Annotated in this window: 17 protein-coding genes; 5 read left to right on the forward strand and 12 right to left on the reverse strand. The window is 43.9% G+C overall.

From position 1 onward, the window contains the following. Positions 1–159 precede the first annotated feature (159 nt). Genes hemW through rph form a run of 3 tightly spaced genes read right to left on the reverse strand, consistent with a single transcriptional unit; the run spans position 160 to position 2626 of the window. Positions 160–1305: a radical SAM family heme chaperone HemW gene (gene hemW, locus RDK53_RS02200; protein WP_308513087.1), complete on the reverse strand. Its 1146-nt coding sequence runs from the start codon at positions 1303–1305 to the stop codon at positions 160–162. Between the two features lie 2 nt (positions 1306–1307). Then, positions 1308–1904 carry an RdgB/HAM1 family non-canonical purine NTP pyrophosphatase gene (gene rdgB / locus RDK53_RS02205; RefSeq protein WP_308513088.1) on the reverse strand — a complete coding sequence of 199 codons (597 nt, stop codon included), beginning with the start codon at positions 1902–1904 and terminating at the stop codon, positions 1308–1310. 2 nt (positions 1905–1906) lie between these two features. Then, positions 1907–2626: a ribonuclease PH gene (rph, locus tag RDK53_RS02210; RefSeq protein ID WP_308513089.1), complete on the reverse strand. Its 720-nt coding sequence runs from the start codon at positions 2624–2626 to the stop codon at positions 1907–1909. 84 nt (positions 2627–2710) lie between these two features. On the opposite strand from rph, the gene RDK53_RS02215 reads away from it, so the two are divergent. Both RDK53_RS02215 and RDK53_RS02220 read left to right on the forward strand, forming a co-directional pair. Continuing rightward, positions 2711–3628, forward strand: a complete 918-nt coding sequence (locus tag RDK53_RS02215; RefSeq protein WP_308513090.1) for a YicC/YloC family endoribonuclease — start codon at positions 2711–2713, stop codon at positions 3626–3628. 166 nt (positions 3629–3794) lie between these two features. Next, on the forward strand, positions 3795–4418 hold the full coding sequence (locus RDK53_RS02220; RefSeq protein WP_066592900.1) for a DedA family protein: 624 nt from the start codon (positions 3795–3797) through the stop codon (positions 4416–4418). Between the two features lie 138 nt (positions 4419–4556). Here the strand turns inward: RDK53_RS02220 and RDK53_RS12240 are convergent, their stop codons facing one another. Further along, complete coding sequence (locus RDK53_RS12240) at positions 4557–4610, reverse strand: ESPR-type extended signal peptide-containing protein (RefSeq protein ID WP_374041553.1); 54 nt, start codon at positions 4608–4610, stop codon at positions 4557–4559. Positions 4611–4664: 54 nt separating this feature from the next. Between RDK53_RS12240 and RDK53_RS02225 the strand changes: the two genes are divergently transcribed. Further along, positions 4665–4970 carry a type II toxin-antitoxin system RelB/DinJ family antitoxin gene (locus tag RDK53_RS02225; RefSeq protein WP_308513091.1) on the forward strand — a complete coding sequence of 102 codons (306 nt, stop codon included), beginning with the start codon at positions 4665–4667 and terminating at the stop codon, positions 4968–4970. Continuing rightward, on the forward strand, positions 4967–5287 hold the full coding sequence (locus RDK53_RS02230) for a type II toxin-antitoxin system RelE/ParE family toxin (protein ID WP_308513092.1): 321 nt from the start codon (positions 4967–4969) through the stop codon (positions 5285–5287). The genes RDK53_RS02225 and RDK53_RS02230 overlap by 4 nt, the downstream gene beginning before the upstream one ends. A 203-nt stretch (positions 5288–5490) precedes the next feature. Here RDK53_RS02230 and RDK53_RS02235 read toward each other — a convergent pair whose 3' ends face one another. The 7 genes from RDK53_RS02235 to tadA all read right to left on the reverse strand — a co-directional run bounded on the left by RDK53_RS02235 (position 5491) and on the right by tadA (position 13201). Continuing rightward, positions 5491–5802 carry a type II toxin-antitoxin system RelB/DinJ family antitoxin gene (locus RDK53_RS02235; protein WP_308513093.1) on the reverse strand — a complete coding sequence of 104 codons (312 nt, stop codon included), beginning with the start codon at positions 5800–5802 and terminating at the stop codon, positions 5491–5493. A gap of 275 nt (positions 5803–6077) precedes the next feature. Continuing rightward, a complete protein-coding gene (ilvC, locus tag RDK53_RS02240) occupies positions 6078–7094 on the reverse strand; it encodes a ketol-acid reductoisomerase (protein ID WP_066592902.1) in 1017 nt (338 codons plus the stop codon). A 43-nt stretch (positions 7095–7137) separates the two neighbouring features. Beyond that, positions 7138–7632 carry an acetolactate synthase small subunit gene (gene ilvN / locus RDK53_RS02245; protein WP_066592903.1) on the reverse strand — a complete coding sequence of 165 codons (495 nt, stop codon included), beginning with the start codon at positions 7630–7632 and terminating at the stop codon, positions 7138–7140. Continuing rightward, positions 7633–9375, reverse strand: a complete 1743-nt coding sequence (gene ilvB / locus RDK53_RS02250; protein ID WP_308513094.1) for a biosynthetic-type acetolactate synthase large subunit — start codon at positions 9373–9375, stop codon at positions 7633–7635. It abuts the gene before it with no gap. 204 nt (positions 9376–9579) lie between these two features. After that, positions 9580–11478 (reverse strand): hybrid sensor histidine kinase/response regulator, encoded by a 1899-nt coding sequence (locus RDK53_RS02255; protein ID WP_308513095.1) that lies wholly within the window; start codon positions 11476–11478, stop codon positions 9580–9582. Between the two features lie 2 nt (positions 11479–11480). Continuing rightward, positions 11481–12374 carry an LD-carboxypeptidase gene (locus tag RDK53_RS02260; RefSeq protein ID WP_308513096.1) on the reverse strand — a complete coding sequence of 298 codons (894 nt, stop codon included), beginning with the start codon at positions 12372–12374 and terminating at the stop codon, positions 11481–11483. After that, entirely contained in the window at positions 12371–13201 is an 831-nt protein-coding gene (gene tadA / locus RDK53_RS02265) for a tRNA adenosine(34) deaminase TadA (RefSeq protein WP_308513097.1), read from the reverse strand. The genes RDK53_RS02260 and tadA overlap by 4 nt, the downstream gene beginning before the upstream one ends. Before the next feature lie 638 nt (positions 13202–13839). On the opposite strand from tadA, the gene RDK53_RS02270 reads away from it, so the two are divergent. After that, on the forward strand, positions 13840–14913 hold the full coding sequence (locus RDK53_RS02270; RefSeq protein ID WP_308513098.1) for a porin: 1074 nt from the start codon (positions 13840–13842) through the stop codon (positions 14911–14913). A gap of 340 nt (positions 14914–15253) precedes the next feature. Here the strand turns inward: RDK53_RS02270 and RDK53_RS02275 are convergent, their stop codons facing one another. Next, positions 15254–20911, reverse strand: a complete 5658-nt coding sequence (locus RDK53_RS02275) for an autotransporter domain-containing protein (RefSeq protein WP_308513099.1) — start codon at positions 20909–20911, stop codon at positions 15254–15256. Between the last annotated feature and the right edge of the window lie 16 nt (positions 20912–20927).

The following is a 20927-nucleotide window of genomic DNA, read 5'->3' on the forward strand; positions in this document are numbered from 1 at the left end:
GCATGTGTATTAAGAAGTTAATCAACTATATGCAAAAACCGTGCCAACATTTTCAGTGATAACTCTAAACAGCAGTGACCACGTTGGTGCATGAAAGCCGCGGCAAAAATACAGAGCAATCTTCTTCGTACGAAAAGCACCATTTTAGTGCAATTGCGCCTAATTAGTGCATAGGAACTCTTCTTGTACGTAATTTAAAAAGTTCCAACCTGTTTCCGTTGTTTTTACGAGATTTGGATCTCTGACGAGCATACCTTCCTTTTGAAGCTTTTCGACCGTGGGCCGAATGAACTCATAAGACAGAAAAGTTCTTTGTTTCCACAGTTCTGTCGGAACTCCTTCTCTTAATCGAAGAGCATTGAGCATAAATTCAAAGGGTATGTCTTCTTGAGGCGTCTTAATATCTATCACGAGTCCCGTGCCCCCTGACTGGACCTTTTCTCTCCAGAGTTCCGGGTTCATCGCACTGACCGTTCTCCAAATTTCTTTGTCTTGCGTGAGTTTGCCGTGCGCTCCCGGTCCGATTCCAAGATAGTCTCCGTATTGCCAGTAATTCAAATTATGACGGCATTGGAATCCGGGCATTGCATAGCCGGAAATTTCGTAATGCTCGAATCCGTTTTGGACCAGCGATTCAGCAACCAAGTCACCCATATCTGCTCTCATATCGTCATCGGGCAGATTAGCGGGTTCGTATTTACCGAAATAGGTGTTAGGCTCGATAGTAAGCTGATAGTAAGAAAGATGAGTGCTTCCGAAGCTCAATGCTGTTGAGATATCTTTTTCTAATTCTTCAAAAGTTTGTCCCGGCAAAGCAAACATCAAGTCAAGATTAAAATTCTCAAAAATCTCAGCCGCTGCGCCAGCTGCGCGTTTGGCTTCTTCACTTGAGTGAATTCTTCCGAGAACTTTAAGTTTTTGATCGTCAAAACTTTGTATTCCAATTGAGAGACGATTAATTCCGGCCTTTCGGTATCCTGCAAAGTTCTTATATTCAAAGGTTCCCGGATTAGCCTCCATCGATATTTCAGCATTCGGCGCAACAACAAAGTTCCGATGAAGTCCCTCAAGAATCTGAGAAATAGACGATGGAGACAGCAATGACGGGGTACCGCCTCCAAGGTAGATTGTTGAAATCTGCCGACCCCCTCCCCTGTGTGAGAGCCTCTCAACACTTAAGAGGAGGTTTTTCACATATTGATCTTCGGAATCTTTTTCTCTCTTAAATTCATGAGAATTAAAATCACAATAGGGACACTTATGAATACACCACGGCCAGTGAAGGTAGACAGATAATGGAATCATTGTTATTTCCAATTATTGACGATGAGTTCTTTCATCTGCTGCATTGCTTTGCCTCGATGACTGATAGCGTTCTTTTCCTCGGCGGACAGTTCAGCTGCATGTTTGCCCAGCGCAGGAATAAGGAAATAAGGATCGTAGCCAAAGCCGCCTTGGCCTTTTCTTTCTTGGCTAACTTCACCTTCCCATCTGCCTACAGCAATGAGAGGCTCAGGATCATCTGCACTACGAACGGCAGTCAAAACACAAACGTAATGGGCTCGTTTATTGTTTTGAGTTCTCATCAACTCTAGAAGCTTCTGATTGTTTTTTTCATCATCAGCATTTTCTCCGGCGAATCTAGCGCTAAATACTCCCGGAGCTCCCCCTAAAGCGTCTACACAAATACCGGAATCGTCAGCAATTGCAGGCAACCCAGACTCTTTGGAGGCATGACGGGCTTTTGCCAAAGAATTTTCAATGAAAGTAAAAAAAGGCTCCTCGGCAGAAGAAATATTAAGGCTGCCCTGAGAGACGACTTCTATTCCCAAAGGAGCAAGAAGTTCGTTCATCTCTTTCATTTTTTTCTTGTTATTACTTGCTAAAACAATCTTATTAAACATCGTTATTCCTGATTTTGAACCTTCATCAATTCTTTAATACCATTCTTAGCCAGTTGGATTAAAGTGCCGAGCGTTTCTTCGTCAAACGGGTCTCCCTCTGCTGTCCCTTGAACTTCAACAAACTTATTTTCACTTGTCATCACAACATTCATGTCGGTATCGCAGAGATGATCTTCTTCATAATCCAAATCGCAGACCGGCAGCCCGTGAAAGACTCCGACAGACAAAGCTGCAACTTGAGCTTTGATTGGATTTTCAAGAATAAGCCCTTCTTTCAGAAGTTTTTCTACCGCATCTTTTAAGGCCACATAAGCCCCGGTAATAGAAGCGCACCGTGTACCTCCGTCTGCTTGAATGACGTCGCAATCGATCTTAATTGTTCTAGTCCCCAGCTTCTCCATGTCCACAACTGCACGAAGAGAACGTCCAATCAAACGCTGAATTTCTTGAGTTCTTCCGCTTTGCTTACCTTTTACTGCTTCTCTATCGGTTCTAGTTCCGGTAGCACGCGGAAGCATTCCGTACTCTGCCGTGACCCAGCCGCGGTTCTCATCTTTCATCCAACCCGGAACTTTTTCTTCCACTGAGGCGGTACAGATGACTTTGGTGTTACCCATTTCAATAAGCACGGAACCTTCTGCGTAACAAGTGAAATTCTTTGTAATTCGAACAGGTCTGATTTGTTCAGGAGTCCGGCCGCTCGGCCTTACTACAGTCTCCATCTATGCCTCCGAAAAGTATTTACGTTTACTAATAGTGTGATAGTTTTAGAATAGAGCAATTTTAGAAGATTCAAGGACATAAAAATGAGCAACAATATCTACAGCATGACAGGCTTCGGCTCGGTCTCTGCGGATACAGAAATAGGAACTCTTCAAATCGAGTTAAGAGCAGTCAATTCAAGATTTTTAGATTTCTACTACAACGCCGCGACAGACGGCTTGCGTTCTCTGGAACCCAAAGTCAGAAAGCTTATTGGCGATAGTGCTGACATCAAAAGAGGAAAAGTCGAATGCAAAATCTACATTTCCAATAGAACTTGTCCTTTGCAGAACATTAGCTCCGTCAACATGGAAGCTATTAAAAATCTTCACGATCTTTCAAAAAAAATAAAGAAAGTCGTCAAAGTCAAAGACATGACTATCGGGGAAATCTTGAAAGTGCCGGGAATTTTCAACGATCAGACCGATGTCAACGCAAAAGTTGAAACGGCAGTATTAGCCGGTTTGCAGGAATGCATTAACCGTTTCAATACTTCTCGAAATGAAGAAGGAAACAAATTGGCTGAAATCATGCTTCGTCAATGCGATGAGATTGAAAAGCTAGTCAAGGAACTACAGCCGAAAGTCCCTGAAATCATTAATGCACTAAAGGCTAAACTTCAAGCACGACTTGCTGAGGCATTAACCGATGAACTAAGCAATAAGAGCTCTCTGACTGCCGAAGAAGTCAATGACAGAATCAGAATGGAAGTCACTCTTTTTGCAACCAAGATTGATGTTGCCGAAGAAATGGATCGATTGCTGACCCATGTCTTTAAGATTCGTGCCGCTGTTAAGGAAGGTGGATCCTTGGGCCGCAAGTTGGATTTCATTATTCAAGAGCTTAATAGAGAAGCCAATACTTTAGCCAGCAAAGCCAGTGCTATTGAAATGACTGATACAGCAGTAAAACTAAAAGTTGTTATTGAACAAATGCGCGAACAAGTTCAGAACCTTCAATAACACTTTTTGTCATGGAGAGGACCGTCTAAACGGTCCTTTTTTCTTTGAATATCTTCTATGTCACCACAATGGCAATGAACTCCCCCTTTATCCTCCACTTCTCCTTATTATCTGAGTAAGAATTGATAAATAAGAGTGAGAGTAAGTGGAAGGTGGCGCCGTGTTCATGGAGTTATTCACCAATGTAGATTTGTTTTTGAGCCATATGCACGAGACCTATGGTCTTTGGTTGTATGTGGTTCTCGGTCTAATCTTCTTCTTAGAATCCGGCGTGTTTTTTACCGGACCTTTCCTTCCCGGAGATTCCCTACTATTCGTCGCTGGTGCAACAGCCGCTGCCGGCGTTCTTGATCCCTGGGCTGTCATTCTCGGCTCAACGGTCGGAGCGCTCTTCGGCAATATTGTTGGATTCCTCTTTGGAGCCTGGATTGGCAAAAGGCTTTTCACCCACGAATCCAGCAAATGGTTCAATCAAGAAAATCTTCAAAAGGCCAAGCTCTTTTTTGACAAGCACGGCGGCAATGCGGTAGCCCTTGCCCGCTTTATTCCTCTTATTCGCTCTCTTATCCCTGTCGTAGCCGGTTCCTCAAAGATGAACTTTATGCTTTTTAACATTTACAGCGCTTTGAGTGCCTTGGCATGGACCTGTATTTCGACAGCTCTCGGTTACTGGCTCGGCTCAATTCCTTTTATCAAGGACAATCTTTCCTGGTTGGTAGTCGGAAGCATTCTGATTGTTATTGTAGGGATTCTTGGGTCTGCCGTTTACAAGAAAAGAAAGGAAAAGTGAAGGCATACTGCTGATTATCTTCAGCACTATCCCAAGGATGAGATACCATTTTTCTTGAAAGACAAGGAACTTCGTCAAGAGGAAGGTGGCATGAAAGTAGGACCGAACTCGAAGACTTCAAGATATTTGTTTATGCCCCTAAGACATTCCTCTAGCCTTATTCCAGATTTTTTTGAATATCTTGTTCATCATTAGTCCTATAATTGTGTCTACAACGTGAATACGTAATTTGTCAAAGGTGACGTTATGCAAGCTCTTGCCAATGAATTTATTCGAGTTCGTATCAATGAACAGTTAAAGCACGAGGCGAATGCAGTCTTTGAATCCATGGGATTAACCATGTCGGATGCCATCCGTATTTTTTTAAAACGAGTTGTCGATGAAAAGGCCCTGCCGTTTACTCTGGAGATGCCGAGACATTTAGATGCTTCGCAGATGAGTAAAGAAGAGTTTGACTCTAGGATGGAAAGAAGTTTTCGTGACATTGAGGAAGGACGTGTTCTTCCAATGGAAGAGGTTTTTGCGAAACTCAAAGAAAGAACCGGCAAATGATTTTCAGCATTGAAATTACCGCATCCGCTGAGCAAGATCTTTGTGACATATTTGAGTTTATTGCCTACGAACAATGTTTACCGGAAACAGCGGCTGGACTGATTGAAAAACTTCACAAAGGCATTGCCTCCCTCAGTTATATGCCTGAACGCTGTCGTCGTTTTGAACAAGAGCCGTGGTTTTCTCTGGGACTCCGAGTTCGGTATTGTTCGTCGTATGGCATTTATTACACGGTCGATAAAAGTCGTTGCATTGTGCGAATTCATCATGTACTCAGCAACAAAGTTGACGTTGCTCGCTGGCTTAAACCTGATTAAATTCATCTGAATTCGATACCGTTAAAAACATCTGCGGAGAGAAATCGCTTGCACACGTACGGGAACTCCTCCAGCGATTGAATCTTCTCGAGAATTCTGTTTCGATACTTCTCTCCAGTAAAAGAAGCTCCACAGCCTATAGCCAAGTAGACAATAAGTTTTCTAAGATCATCAAACGCGTCTTTAAAAAAATACCTGACAACTCATTCTTTAAGGATGGTAGCAGTATCTTTTTTAACTTCTTCCAGAGAAAAACTCTCTCCAAGCTGCAGGGATTCATATCCTTTCCAAACTTCACTTACCACTTGTTCTTTTGTCATTAACGCTGGAATTAACGGCTCGTTTTTCGATTTCAGATCAAAAGGCAATCTTTGTTCAGCAATTGATCGGATTAAAAATAGTCTGATTGCATCAGAAAGGCTCAAACCTAATTCTCCGAATAAGGCAGCGGCATTTTGCTTTAGGACTTCTGAGACTCGGACTTTAAGATAAGTATTTGACTTATCACCCAACATTTATAGTTCTCCTGTTTGTGCTCACAGTAGATAGCCATATTCTTTTGCGTATAGAGAAATTATTCCTATTTGGTTCTTTTTGATTTTCTCAAATTGGAATCGAAACCGAAAGACTAAGACGTGAAAGACTTTTTGTTATTTCTCCAGAAATTTAAAATTATGAAAGAAAAACTATGCTCTTCGATCACCTCCATGCAGTGAATATAGCGAAGTTGCAATTAAGAGAAAAGCCCGGAATAACAGCGGGCTTTTCTTTGACTTGAAAAAACTAAAGATTAGTTCTTAGAGCGGTCGATGTGCTTGTGAGCAGAGATGAAAGGCATCATCTTGCGCAGACGACTGCCGACCTGTTCGAGCTGGTGAGCAGCTGTCTGGTTGCGGATAGCACCAAGCTTCGGAGCACCAACCTTGTTTTCCAACAAGAATTCTTTAGCATATGTACCGTCTTGGATCTCCTTAAGAGCCTTTCTCATAGCGTTGCGGGCAACGTCAGTAATGACCTTAGGTCCTGTTACATATCCGCCGAATTCAGCGTTGTTAGAAATAGAGTAGTTCATATCAGCCAAGCCGCCTTCGTAGATCAAGTCAACGATAAGCTTGAGCTCATGGCAGCATTCAAAGTAAGCCATTTCAGGAGCGTAACCGGCTTCAACCAATGTTTCGAAACCAGTCTTGATAAGTTCGGCCAAACCGCCGCAAAGAACGCACTGTTCACCGAACAAGTCAGTTTCAGTTTCTTCTTTGAAAGTTGTCTGAATAATGCCTGCTTTACCTGCGCCATTAGCTGCAGCATAAGACATAGCAACGTCACGTGCTTTGCCGGACTTGTCAGCATAAACAGCGATCAATTGAGGAACGCCTGAACCTTCTGTGTAAGTTCTACGGACTGTATGGCCCGGAGCCTTTGGAGCTACCATCCAAACATCCAAGTCAGCACGCGGTTTAACTTGGCCGTAGTGAACGTTGAAGCCGTGAGCGAAGGCCAAAGCAGCTCCTTCTTTGAGGTTCGGTTCAATCTGCTTCTTATAAACTTCAGCAATGTGTTCGTCCGGAAGAAGGATCATGACAACGTCAGCGCCTTTTGTTGCATCTTCGATAGAAGCAACTTTCAAGCCTGCAGCTTCAGCTTTTTTCCAAGAAGCTCCGCCTTCTCTTACGCCGACAACAACATCCACGCCGGAATCATGAAGGTTCAAAGCGTGTGCATGGCCTTGGGAACCATAACCGATGATCGCAACCTTTTTGCCTTTGATCAAAGAGAGGTCAGCGTCTTTATCGTAATAAACTTGCATTTAATAATTCCTTTTTAATAAAAGTAGTTATAAGAAACAAAAATTAAACTCTTAACACGCGGTCGCCCCGGCTGATGCCGCACGCACCGGTTCTCACCATTTCTAGTACGCTTGCCGGATCAATGGCTTTGAGGAATGCGTCAAGCTTGCCTGTGTCTCCGGTTAGCTCAATGGTGTATGTTTTATCTGTAACGTCAATGATGCGTCCGCGGAAAATATCGCTTAAACGCTTCATTTCTTCTCTTTCTTTTCCGACGGCGTGAACCTTGACGAGCATTAATTCTCTTTCGGAATGTTCGCCTTCGGTCAGATCTACCACCTTAATGACTTCAATCAGACGATTCAGATGCTTAGTAATCTGTTCGATCAGTTCATCATTACCGAGGCTGATAATCGTCATTCTTGAAATGGACGGATCTTCTGTAGGAGCAACCGTCAAAGACTCGATGTTATAGCCGCGAGCAGAAAACAAGCCCACAACACGAGAGAGCGCTCCTGGTTCATTCTCTAAAAGAACGGAAATCACATGTCTATTCATTTAAATTTTCTCCGAGCCAAGAAGCATCTCTGTAAGACCTTTACCGGCCTTAACCATCGGCCAAACATTTTCAGTAGGATCGACACGAATGTCGAGAAGCACTAATTCATCCTTGTATTTTCCGAAGGCATCTTTCAAAGCCCCTTCCAATTCACTCGGATGCTCAACAACGATTCCGACATGACCGTAAGCCTCGGCCAATACTTTGAAATCCGGAGTCGGTGTCATATGAGAGTGAGAATAGCGTCCGGAATACTCGAGTTCCTGCCACTGACGAACCATTCCTAAGTAATTATTATTGAGAATAATAATCTTCGGATTGATGCCTAACTGCTTAGCAGTTGCCAGCTCTTGAATATTCATTTGAATAGAGCCGTCTCCGGTAATGCAGACAACTTGCTTGTCGGGATTTGCTACACAGGCTCCGATAGCATAAGGCAGACCGACTCCCATAGTGCCAAGACCACCGGAACTCAGCCAATGTCTTGGTTTAGTGAAGTTCAGGAACTGAGCGCACCACATCTGATGCTGGCCGACGTCGCTAGCCACGATTAAATCCGGGCCTGCAACTTCTTGTAATTTCTCCAGCACTTCTTGGGGCTTAATAACCTTGTCGCTCTTCTCATAGTGCAGACAGTCAATTTTGCGCCATTCATCGATCTTGTTCTGCCATGCAGCCATCTTTTCAGCATCCGGACGTTCCGGAATTTCATCAAGAAGGTTCAGCATGTCTGCCAAAACGACTTTCACATCTCCGACGATTGGAATATCAACTTTCACACGCTTAGAGATTGTTGACGGATCCACGTCGATATGAATAATCTTTCTGCCGGGCTGAGCAAAATTACTTGGCAAGCCGACAACTCTATCGTCAAATCGTGCGCCGATAGCGACCAAGCAATCGCAGTTCTGCATTGCCATATTGGCTTCATATGTTCCGTGCATTCCAACCATGCCGAGGAATTTTTTGTCGCCGGACTTAATAGAGCCTAAGCCCATCAAAGTGGAATTGACCGGAACACCAAGTTCACTGGCAAAGCGCTGGAGCAGTTCGCTGGCATTTGCAGAGATTACGCCGCCCCCAACAAGAATAAGCGGTCTTTCTGCATTGATTAATTGTTGAAGAGCTTTCTTAATTTGCCCTAAGTGTCCTTTTGAAATCGGCCTGTAAGAACGAATATCAATGTCTTTTGGATAAGAGTATTCGCATTTTGCGGCTGTAATGTCCTTCGGAAGATCAATCACAACAGGACCGGGACGGCCGCTCTTGGCGATATAGAAAGCCTTTTTAATTGTTTCGGCGAGATTTCGAACATCTTTAACCAAGAAATTGTGCTTAACACAAGGTCTGGTAATGCCGATGGTATCCACTTCTTGGAAAGCGTCTTGGCCAATTGCACCAGTGTTGACCTGGCCTGTAAAGACGACAAGCGGAATGCTGTCAGCATAAGCCGTGGCAATTCCTGTGACGGCATTCGTTGCTCCCGGACCGCTGGTTACTAGAGCAACGCCGACTTTGTTGCTGGAACGTGAATAGGCATCTGCTGCGTGGACGGCACCTTGTTCGTGCCTGACAAGGATGTGCTTGAATTTATCTTGTTTGAAAATAGCGTCAAAGACGTTTAAGACGCTCCCACCCGGATAGCCGAAGACGTGCTTTACACCCTCTTCAGCTAAAGCTCGGACCAGTATTTCTGATCCGTTTAATACTTCTGCGTTTTTTTCCGCACCGTTCTGATTCATTAAAAATCCTTTCAAAGTCCTTGGGAAATTGATCGGACGGCTCACTATCTTTTTTTGAAAGACGACGAGCTATTCGATTAGTGCTTCGATCCATCTGATTTTGGTAAAAATTCAGACTGTCGAATTGGGTCTTTTTGGTTAAAAGAGTGCATTTAGAATAGCTCAAATCTAACCTTTGTCAGAAAAAACAGAATAGTATTTGTACTAAGTGTGCTTCGTATTCAAAAGCCTTGAAATAGCTTTATTAATTTCGTTCGGTGAAACAGGTTTTTGAAGAATTGTCGGCAAATCAGTTAGGTCAGTACCGTATTCGCTGAAATTTAAACCTTCTGTCTCTTCTTCATAATGTCTCATGACCTCCTCTCTCGGAGTCGCACTCATGACAATGGCAGGAATCCTCTTACCGACAGCGCTTCTTATACGCAGTGTCGCCTGAAGCCCTGTCAAATGTCCGGGCCCTAAGTTAAAGTCAGTCAATATCAGATCCAATGGATTAGAAACCACGATTTCCGCTGCAAGCTGAGCATCATAGTGTTCCGCAACTTTAACTTTTGCACCCCACGCTTCTAATAAAGCCTGAACACTGCGGCGGATTAAAGGATCGTCTTCGATAATTAGTATTCTCTTGCCTTTCAGCGAGAAGAAAGATTTAGAGTGCTCCGGTTTATTAAGTAATTTGACCTGATGCAAATCTCTCGAAAGAGGCACAACGACACGGAATACTGTACCTGAACCTTTCTTGGACCGGAAAGAAATGGAGAAGTCCAGCAAATCACAAATCTTTTTGACAATAGAAAGTCCTAAGCCATAACCCTCTTTTGCCTGGTATCCGGATTTTCCTCGATAATATTCTTTGAAGAGATCTTGCTTTTCAGACTTATCGATGCCGTTGCCGGTGTCAGCGACGATAATAACCAAAGTATCTTTCAACCCGCGTCTTGCTCTCAAAACCACTTTTCCCGATGAGGTGTATCTGAAAGCGTTGGAAAGCAAATTTCGAATAACTCGTTCAAGAAGCTGGGCATCGGTACAGATAGTCGCAGAAATAGGATCAAGAACAAATTGGATTCCCTTGGTTTCAGCGACGGATGCGAACTCGATCTTCATTTCCTCAAACACTTCATCCAAAGAAAAGGTTGTAGGATTGATTTTGATGCTTCTGGAATCCAATTTTGAGAGGATCAAAATTTGATCCACCAAAGTTGCTACCTGATTACATGCTTGGGATAGATTATCGACCAGGGGCTTACTGTCAGGCGGGACTTGAGCTTCCAGCACAGAAATAAAAATGCCCATGGCCTGCAAAGGCTGTCTTAAGTCATGATTGGCCGCAGCGAAAAACTTAGTTTTAGACACAATGGCCATTTCTGCGGCTTCTTTTGCCAGTTCAGCGGCCTGGCGCTGCTGGACTAACTCTTCTACCAAATACTCTTTCTCAAAATTTCTGAATAGAGACAGAGAGTAAATCTCATTGAGGCGCGTTGAGAAGTACCAGAGGATAAGAAGGATAATTCCAACCCAAAAGGCAGCTACTCCAAAAGAGATGTTATAAATCATCGCCAGCTTGACCATCGTCGGCAGCAGTACTGTCGGGAGGAACGCCCAGAATGCAGGAAGCCAACATGCATAAAGAGACATGCTTCCGAAAGAAACACCAATAATTAAGGCGATAACAAGCATTTGAACTTCAGTATTGCCCGGAATCATGAAATAGAAACCGGCAAAACCGAATGACAATCCTGAAACAAAAACCATTTGAAGAGAACGGTTTTTCCAGAACTTGAACTGCTTCTCAACGTCGGGGCACTCAAAAAAATCATCTGTCGATTTAATCCCCGCAAGGCTATGCATCAGTACAAATCCAACCCATAGTGCCATTACTCCCCCGCCTATCGAATCCCAAGTCAGACATGCGAAGAGCACACAAAAAATAAACCGGGTAAGAATTGAAGCGGAGGAATGATGCTTCATTTGCGCTAATTGGCTTAATTGAAGCTTCTTTTTAAGGTCGGGCGCAGTCAGACCCAAGTCTCGGGGATCATAACTTCTAGGACCTGGTTCGAAAATAGTTCGAAATTTCTTGTAGAGATCTTTTAAATTCATGACTAGAAGTTCGGGGCATCCGAAATCGTTAATGTGCAATGCCTAGAGTTTACGCTAAGACAGCACGGAGCCCCAATCACCAGTGTGCAAAGAACATCAACATGCCCGAAAGGGAGCCCTTCGATTACAGGAACATTGATTGTCTTTCGCAAGATTTCTTTTGCATCCTCAATGGAGTAGCCAAAGTCGTGAGCGGAATTTCTTATATGAGAGAAGTGACCCAAAACGATTGCTTGCTGCTTTTGTAGAACTCCTGCTTGAGCTAATTGAAGTAAATTTCTTTCGATTTTATAGGCAGGTTCAGCCAAATCCTCCAGAAATAAAACTCCTCCCTCAATATCGGGAAAATACGGTGTCCCTAGAGCCGAGACAAGGACGGATAAATTTCCTCCCCAAAGAGTGCCTGAAACCTTTAAATCTGCAGCATCTGTTTCAAACTCAATGGCATATCGTTTTGAAGATAAAGCCGTCCGAAAAGATTCAATACTAAAGGCAGAAATGGAAGATTTTCCTAACACGCTTGCTGTCGGACAATGCAAACTTTTGCCTTGATACTTAGCAAGATATGCCAAAGAAAATAATGTGATATCCGAGAAGCCTCCAACCCACACTCCTCTCTTATGAATCTCTTCAAAATCAATTGTGGAAAGGATGCGGTTTAAACCGTAACCTCCCCGCGCGGCTAGGACAAAATCACACTCCCCGCATAGCCGATTGAAATCTTCGGCACGCGCCTCGTCACTGACACCTCCAAATCGTTGAAAGGAAGTCAGGACGGACTTACCGAGCTTCACTTCCCAACCGTCTTCTTCTAAAAGATTAGCCGCTTTCTTTACGTCTTCAAGATTTAATACATTACCGCTAGGGGCTGCAATGCCTGCAATTTTCTTCTTCAATTGCTGCTCTCCTTTTTTCTCTTCTTTTCGAAGAAATCGCGCAGCAATTTAAGGCAGTCTTGACTGCAAATCCCAGATGTAGTCTTTGTATGGTGGTTAAGTGTAGGGTAACTGAAGAGTTTGCATACATTATCAACGACACCCGCCTTTTCATCGGAGGCTCCGTAGACCAAACGGCTAAAGCGGGAATTCATAATAGCGCCGGCACACATTGGGCACGGTTCAAGCGTGACATATAGCGTGCAATTTTCCAGACGGTAATTCTTTTTGACTTTTGCAGCTTGTCTAATGGCCATGATTTCCGCATGGGCGGTAGGATCGGCGTCTCCGATCACTTTATTAAATCCTCGGCCGATAATTACACCTTTCTCGTCAACCACAACTGCGCCTACAGGGACTTCACCGCTCTCTTCTGCGGCCCGTGCACAATCCATGGCTTCCTTCATGTACTTAATATCATCATCTTTGTTGATTTTTTTCTCTTCATTTTCTTTTTCTTTTTGAAGAGCAAAAAGTCTTCTCTTTTCCCGCTCATCCTTTCTGCGTTTCTCAACTCTTTCGAAAAGATGATTCAAGTTGATATGAGCAAAAAGCGGCGGCCGAACCAAATTAGCGGCCTGCACCAACTCATCCGGAGTCAGGCTCAACCAGCTTCCGGCTGTCTGCAAAAAGATCTGAGCCTCAGATACAGTAGGACTTAAAGGATTTTTTGAGGTCGCCTGAAAGGTCATCAAGACGCACGACAAGTTTTCCGGAACTTTGCTAAGAGCTTCAATTGTAGATCCGACACGAATCGAAAGATTCACAAACTTATCAACTATATCCATCCACCCTCCTCCTCATGGAAATGAAACCATGCTGATTTTTGAATTTGTGATTACTCTCCTCTTACTTTACGGCAGATGAGTTGCTTAATCAAGAGTCCATCCTTCAACTCCTTTAACCACCGAGTCTTCTAACGATTTCCGACAAGACGGATTATCTATAGATCTCGTGAGAAATAGCATCAAGGCAAAAGAAGACAAAATGATAGAGATAGCATTTTTGGAATTCTTAATATAAATTTGTCCAAGCGTACTCATTATTTAAAGCCGCCGGCAACTATGAAAAGACAGATCCTTGTACTTTTTAGAGGACCTATGAAACTCTGTTTGGAGCCGGATGAATTCTTGACAATTCCAATTACAGAACTTCTCTGCCGGAACTTTTTCATTTTATTAGGAAAAATCCTGATTAATTAAAAGCAATTATGAGATTAATATTTGCATATTAACTAAACCGGCTAGACGGTATAGTTTATGAGAAAGAAAATGCTAGTTACTTACTGCGCTCTTGATGTGTTGTCAGCAAATCTCCACAAGGAAAACGCGCATAGCTAACTTGGCTAACGCTTTACCAAAGCGTCTAAATGTCCTTCTCAAGTACTCTTATAAACCTCTGCAACTCAAACTAAGGAGATTTTGCAATGATCAAAAAAATTCTTCCTGCCGCCCTTCTGGCCGCATTGTCGTTCAATGCAATGGCAGCCTCTAATGTCACACTCTACGGAGTAATTGACGAAGCAGTCACCGTCACCAAACACAAAGGTGAAAGTGCCGTTGTGAAATTAGATAACGGTATTTACGCCGGAAGCAGATTCGGCTTGAGAGGCGTCGAGGATCTGGGCAACGGCAATTCCGTCGGCTTTATTCTCGAACAAGGATTCAACGCTGATGACGGAAGCGAAGCCTATGGTGGAAAAGCATTCAGCCGCGAAGCTCTTTTGCAGGTTAAAGGCAACTGGGGCGAATTCGCTTTTGGCCGAGCCGGCGGTTTGTCTTCTGACTGCGGCACCTACACTATTCTGCACGGCGGTGCTCTTTGGACGTCTTACTACACAGACGGCAATATGGCAAGTGCTTTTATCAACACAGACCGCATGGACAATCTTGTTATCTACAAGAGCCCGTCCTTTAGCGGCGCAACAATCACTGCTATGTACTCCAACGGCACCGGCTTAAACAGCACGGGAGAAGACGATAAGAAATGGTCTAAGAATTCCCACTACTACGGCATCGGCCTAGATTACGCCCATAACGACACTGTGTTTAGTGCAATGTGGGAAATGCTCGACAACAAAGACCTTGATGCAAAATCAACTCAGCTCTTCACCTTGGGCGGTCAGCAAGGCTTTGGCAATTGGACGGTTTGGGCTGCCTACCAGTATGCCCACAACAGCCAGATGCTTCCCGGATGGAATTATGCCGAACAAGGAAATAAAGGCGTATCTCAGCACGCTGTCACTGCAGCTATTGGCTATAAGATTGCCGGAGGCGAGTGGAAACTTGAAGGCAACTACGCCCACGGGAAGTCTAATTCCACAAACGAGAAATACAACATTTGGTCCGCCGGAACAGCATATGAGTATCCTTTGAGCAACCGCACCTTAGTTTATCTTTACGGCGGTTACGGCAAAGCCAACAAACTTCTCAACACCGGCTCTTATCGCTCAACATTTAACTCATGGACTCTGTGCAGCGGTATTAGCCACAGTTTCTAATAAACCAACGGCTGAAATGATTCATCTTTAATAAGCTGAAAATCATCTTTCAATTAGGTTTTTTGAGGCGCACTTCTAACGAAGGCGCCTCTTTTGCTGCACTAGAAATCTACAGATCGCGGCTCTTACGAAGACTAAGTGAACTGAGAGGTGTACGCAGCGACAGTAATATGAAAATCTGCCCAGAAAAGTTTTCACTAGCCAATTGAAATCGAGTCATAGAGAATTTTCTGGGCACGAGTGCAAGATAGCTAGTACTCGTCGTGATTGCAATCATACAAATCATCAGGAATCTCGTTGCTCAATCTGAATATTCAACGAAACTTCTCCTCTTTACCGGCTAAAAGCGCCAGCGAGCTTCAAGCCGTAAGGTATGGTCAGCCTTACCTTTAGAACCTCCTGTAAAACCGTACAGCAATCCGAATGTGGTACCACCTTTATCAGCTTGAACACCCAAATTCATATTCGTCCCGAAGTTTCCTGCAAATTCACCGCTTATGCTGTCAGAAATGCCGTTTACATCTGTCAATGTTGTCCGCTGATTAGTGCTTCCAACCTGCGGTATGAAAGTGAGGTCAGCTTGCGGACGAATATTCCAGCCGTGAGCAGCCGATATATCGCCGCGAAGTGCAACACCAATCGGAAATTGAACGGCGTTATTTGCTTTGGTCTTGTTTGACCAGATCTTCTTTTCATCAACCTTGGTATCGTACTTCTCGCTCTTAGCGTACAAATAGCGGATTCCTGCATGAGGAACAACACTTGAACTTCTAGCTTTCAAGGTTGTTTCCACACGAATTCCCGCAGCAAACAAATTGGTCTTTACATCAGCATCGGCGTTTCCGAAACCTGCGGCATTTATATACTGGGTAATATCAGAGGAACTTCTAAGATAGGTTAACGTTCCGACAACGTTTAAGCGGGAACTAGGACTGTAAACACCGTAGGCGTGAATTCCGTAGGAATTGTATTTATTTTTCGTTTTAGACACATCTCCGGTTGAATCCAGCGAACCTCGGTTGTAGCTGAAAGCCGCACCCAAAATCGAAGCCGATGTCACTTTGCGGTCAAAGCCCAGCGTAAAACCGAATGCATCAGTCTTATAACCAGCCTCACCGATTCCTGTTGCCGCAAACCTTTTATATTTTTGCTTTCCGGCAGTCAGATCAATCCAGAGATTGTTTCCAAGCGTCCAATCACGCATCAAGCCTTCGTCTGTAAAGGATTCTCCTTTCATTGATACTCGATTCTCTACGGAATCCAAAGCAGTTGTAAGGTCATTGAAGCCTGCAGAAAGAGCGCCACTCGCAAAACTTATATTTGCCGCAGAATTAACAATTGCTGTCTTTTCAGCTGCAGACAAGTCCTTGCGCCTTAAAACGCCGTATGTGAAAGCATCTTTCTGAGCATGACGAAGTTCATCATTGGCAATGTTTGGAACCGCAATATCCGGATACATAGAAAGAACATCATTAAGGATGGCACTTACCCACACCCTGGATGCATCGTTATGCAGTTCCAGTTCCCAATTAATGCCAGTTCCGTCTTGGGCTAAAGCATAGAGCTTGTCTCCTCTCCATCCACCCGTCCAGCCATTGCCGGAAACGTTGTCTGCAGTATCAAAGCCGCTCACAACGGTATAGTCACCGGCTTCCTCGATATTGCCAAGAATAAGAGTTGCCGTCGGGGCAACCGTCAGTGATGCGGCTTGCCCATTACTAGAGAAGACGCCCGTACCATCTTTGAGAAGTGAACAATCTACCAATGTCGTTGTTCCATCCCCGAAAACGAGGCTTGTTGTACCGGATGCCTCTTGCGCAGCAGGATGGGTATTTTCTCCTACAGTAAGGCCTGAGCCTTCTGCAAGAATCACCTTTTGCGTCATGGCGAGATTGGCAGAGCCTTTGGGAGCATTAAGCGTTTCCGCGTAAGCCAAAGCACCGACACCAAAACCGAGTTCTGAGCCGTTAAGGACGGAAATCATCGATTTGATAAAAGCGCTCGAACCCATTTCAACGCTCGCTGAAGCTACACCTAAGGCATCTCCCACAGTAATTATTCCGCCATCGAGTACCGCATTTGCTGTTTTGAACTCTCCGCCTGTTAAGGACACGGCTCCTGCACTTAAAGCAAAGTTTTCTGCTGCAAATGTGCCGCTCGAATTAAAGTCAGCATTTTGTATCGTAACAAGCTTCCATTGGGCTTGCCCGGTTGAAGAGTAAACAGATCCTTCGTTAAGGGTCATGTTCTGGCCGGATTCAGTTCCTTTGTTCTCATAAATGGCACCTTTATCAACCTGGATCTTCTGAAAAGAACTCGATCCCTTGTTGATACGTTCCGCACCGGCAGCCAACGTAAGTGACTCTCCGGATTCAATTCCGCCGTTAGTCATAGTCGCATTTTCTACAACAATAGCGTCCTTATAAGACAGTGTTCCAGCATTCTCTAATTCGCCTTCAACAGTCAAATCCTCAGTCACAGTGAAGTTTCCGCTAAATTCCACGGAACCCTTCTCTTCTACTGAAACGCTGTTCCAAACGGAGGATCCAGATCCTTCATAAGAACCATTTACCGTCAAGCTCTCACCCTGCTCTGTTCCGTCATTAATAAGACTGCCCAAGACAGTCAGATTCTTGAAAATGATTGTACCTTCGTTGGTCAGCTTATTATTCACAACGGAATTTTCAACCGAAGAAGCATCCAATACAGAATTGGCACCAGAATTAGTAAAAACACCGTTAAGTTCAAATTTTGCTTTATCGTCTATGTAATCCTTTAGAAGAAACTGACCTTGATTAATTGTCGTTCCCTCACCTCTTAACCTGTTTACATGCAGAGCGGCATTGGAAGCTATAAATACATTGCCTTCTTCATTATTTAAATCCCAAATCGCAAACTGTCCGTTCTTGACATTGATATGGCCCTCTTGATCCACTGTAGAAGCATTGACCCATCCAACAGAAGACTCGGGCGCCCCATTGGTACCAAGCGTAAGCGTGCCCTTGACTACGAAAATTGTCCCGCCATTATCGGCACTCGTAAGCAGCTTATTCAAGTTCGAGGAAAAGTCAGAATCGGAAAGAGTTCCAGCAATATTACCTACCAGTGCAAGCTCTCTGCCATCGGCAATCGTTACCCCAGTTGCCAATGCAATATTCTTGAAACCCATACTTGCCTCTAAGACCTTCCCCGGATGCAAGTCCGGGCTAGTCTGACCAACATTCAACCAGTCAGGATCATCGTTTTCGTTTTTTCCGTTGTAAAGGGTCACCCCGTTCAGCACGACGTTTGCTTGTAAATTTGAAGCCATCTTCTCTGCTTCTTCGATATTAAAGATAGTCGTCGAAGCAACCCCTAAGAAGTTTACGGTAAGCTTAGTAGCGGAACCGAATGCGCTCGCAAGAGACTCGGTAACTTCCGACACAAGAGAGGTTGAAAAGGTTTTATCGTCTAAAACTAGATTGCCACTCTTCAAAGTAAGACCGGCTTTTACACTGTCCTTAACCGCGCCCACGGAAGAAGTCACTAAATTTCCCGGGAGCTCAACTGATTGAACTGGTTCCTTATCATCCAAAGGAAGGACTTCTTTCTTCGTCTGATAGAAGATCTGATCAGCAGATGTCTGGATAGCACCGCCGTCAAGTGTTAATGTCTTTTTGTTTTCAGTTAAGTCAATACTCTCAACTACTAAAAGACCTCCGGCTTTGATGTTCACAACAGAGTCGGAAGTAAGAGAGCTGATTACAACCTGAGTAAGACCATCTTTGTATTTAATTTTGTCGTCAGGAGGTGCGTTGTTATCTATGGATGGAGTAACGTTATTCCCGGAAATATTGACTGTATTGTTTCCAAGAGTTCCTTCTTTATTGGATTTAGTTACATCCAAAACTCCTCCTTGGATGTTGAGTATGGAATTGCTAAACCATCCGTTTTCGGCTTTGAATGTTCCTTCTGTCTGAGTGTAGGTCGTTCCTTCAGCCGTCAAATACGTAACAATGACTTCACCCTTCTCAACTTTCAAAGTTGCACCTTGTTTAAGGGTGAGATTATTAAACTTCGTATCCGATTGTGCTGTAAATTTGCCTGTGTTTTCGACAACTGATGAAGTACCTTCGGAGAACAACCCACCGTTGTTGACCAACTCACCTTTTACAATTATTCCGTTGGAAGCTTCAATGGTACCGTTTTCTTCATTAGTAAATTGGCCGCCTTGTTCGACCCAAAAAGTGTCATTGGCTATAAGATTTCCAGAACTCGAACCGTTAGCGACCTTTATAGTTATCCCCGAAATGAATCCCTGATTCTTAAGATATCCGGAAATCAAAACGCCCCCTTCGACGAAACCGCTAGGCTTTATTTCGGCATTGGTCACGGAAAGAGTCCCTGCATTGGACAGCTTCCCTGTATTGAGTTTCAGGTTGTTTAATTCAATCGTTCCAGCGTTGGACAAGCCTACATGAGTGCCTGAACTCATGTCCAATTGAACTGTCCCAGTATCTGCGAAATTGCCTTTATTTGTATTTTCAAACAGACCGTCTCCGTTAATATAGATACTGTGCAGATGGATGGTTCCGCTGTTCTTAAGAGTGGCTCCTGTTCCCAGATAAAGAAGCTCAGACTCAGAACTAAAGGAACCTTCGTTGGTGAAAGTACCGACCGTGAATGTGGTTGAAGCTTGACTGCTCCGCGGCCCTTTGATCGTGAAAGAGGCCCCCGAAGTATTTTCTATATTAAAGCCAAGAGAGCTGTTCCCTTTATCAGAGAGGATGGTAAAGTTTCCAGTGTTTATAAATTTAGCGGTTTCGGTCGTAGATACGGCTGTCAAAAACGAAACTTCCATCCCTCCCTTATTAACAAGAGTTCCGTTGGCTGTGAGATAGAAATCCTCCTTGACAGAAACTGTACCTCCTTGAGCATTCTCAAAATCACCTGCAGTTCCTCCTCGTACAGAGATAGTCAGATTTCCAAGATTTTTCAGTCCGCCGCGGTAGTTTCCATCCCTACTGTCACCTTCTAGATAAAAATTGTCTACAGTTAATGTTGAATTGATATTGTTTAAATTTCCAGACGAATTAAGCGTGAGAGAGCCAATCTGTGCATTTCCGGAATTCGTCATCACTCCGGTAAAGTTTGCAGACTTAGCCGTCAGAACATTACGATTGTCAATTCGATTACCGCTGTTTATGCTTGTGATGCTATCGACATTGAAATTACCGTAATTAACGAGAGAGCCACAATCGTAGGATTCGTAAGTAAGAACATTTAACGTTGTTTCACGATCAGTTTCCGAGCCAATCTCAATACCGTTATAGTTTGCATCTTGACTGGCAGTTCCGTTTTTGAGCGTGTCAACCGAGAACTCGCCGTTTCTGACGACAACGATGCCCCCAGCTCCGCCCTGATTCGGAGAGGACGGATTAATACCAACATTGAGTTCCTTCAGGTGCCCTTTCATTATTTTTGCTGAGCTTGAATCGCCCAATATCAGTTGAGACTGGGTACCTTTTCCATCACTAGATCCGACCCACACCGCACCGTCTGCTAGTTCAATCGGATCCGGATTTGAATCATCAACAGACCTTCCGACTAGAACAAAATGTTTACCATTATTGATGAACAAGCCTCCAGCCACGTTCTTAACATTCATGAATCCAAGTTCAGAATCAAGAACATTGGTCGGAGAATCAGGCAAAGGAACAATTTGTTGTGCTTTCTCATTAACACCGATAACTAGAGCCTTAGCATCAGGAACAGAAGTACTTGTATTAACTAAAGTGTCATTAGATAAAATCGTTCTAGCAGATAGCGACTTTGCTTCATCTACACTCACATCTGCAGCTGCCGCAATTATCGGACTCAGAAGTACGAAAAATGAAGCCAAGGAGGCAAAGGTTGAGATGGCTTTCGAATTTTCTGAGGAATGGAATTTTGCTGTCTCGGAGACGACTACGAACGTTTTACGAGTCTTGCTCCAAATGGTTTTATAAACTTTATCCATTCTTTCATTCCTTACT

This window comes from uncultured Turicimonas sp. (genome assembly GCF_902477955.1).
Classification (GTDB): Bacteria; Pseudomonadota; Gammaproteobacteria; order Burkholderiales; family Burkholderiaceae_F; genus Turicimonas.

Coding starts and splice junctions, on each gene's coding strand:
- hemW (WP_308513087.1), bottom strand. CDS start 1,305: ATGATTCCATTATCTGTCTACCTTCACTGGCCGTGGTGTATTCATAAG.
- rdgB (WP_308513088.1), bottom strand. CDS start 1,904: ATGTTTAATAAGATTGTTTTAGCAAGTAATAACAAGAAAAAAATGAAA.
- rph (WP_308513089.1), bottom strand. CDS start 2,626: ATGGAGACTGTAGTAAGGCCGAGCGGCCGGACTCCTGAACAAATCAGA.
- RDK53_RS02215 (WP_308513090.1), top strand. CDS start 2,711: ATGAGCAACAATATCTACAGCATGACAGGCTTCGGCTCGGTCTCTGCG.
- RDK53_RS02220 (WP_066592900.1), top strand. CDS start 3,795: ATGGAGTTATTCACCAATGTAGATTTGTTTTTGAGCCATATGCACGAG.
- RDK53_RS02225 (WP_308513091.1), top strand. CDS start 4,665: ATGCAAGCTCTTGCCAATGAATTTATTCGAGTTCGTATCAATGAACAG.
- RDK53_RS02230 (WP_308513092.1), top strand. CDS start 4,967: ATGATTTTCAGCATTGAAATTACCGCATCCGCTGAGCAAGATCTTTGT.
- RDK53_RS02235 (WP_308513093.1), bottom strand. CDS start 5,802: ATGTTGGGTGATAAGTCAAATACTTATCTTAAAGTCCGAGTCTCAGAA.
- ilvC (WP_066592902.1), bottom strand. CDS start 7,094: ATGCAAGTTTATTACGATAAAGACGCTGACCTCTCTTTGATCAAAGGC.
- ilvN (WP_066592903.1), bottom strand. CDS start 7,632: ATGAATAGACATGTGATTTCCGTTCTTTTAGAGAATGAACCAGGAGCG.
- ilvB (WP_308513094.1), bottom strand. CDS start 9,375: ATGAATCAGAACGGTGCGGAAAAAAACGCAGAAGTATTAAACGGATCA.
- RDK53_RS02255 (WP_308513095.1), bottom strand. CDS start 11,478: ATGAATTTAAAAGATCTCTACAAGAAATTTCGAACTATTTTCGAACCA.
- tadA (WP_308513097.1), bottom strand. CDS start 13,201: ATGGATATAGTTGATAAGTTTGTGAATCTTTCGATTCGTGTCGGATCT.
- RDK53_RS02270 (WP_308513098.1), top strand. CDS start 13,840: ATGATCAAAAAAATTCTTCCTGCCGCCCTTCTGGCCGCATTGTCGTTC.
- RDK53_RS02275 (WP_308513099.1), bottom strand. CDS start 20,911: ATGGATAAAGTTTATAAAACCATTTGGAGCAAGACTCGTAAAACGTTC.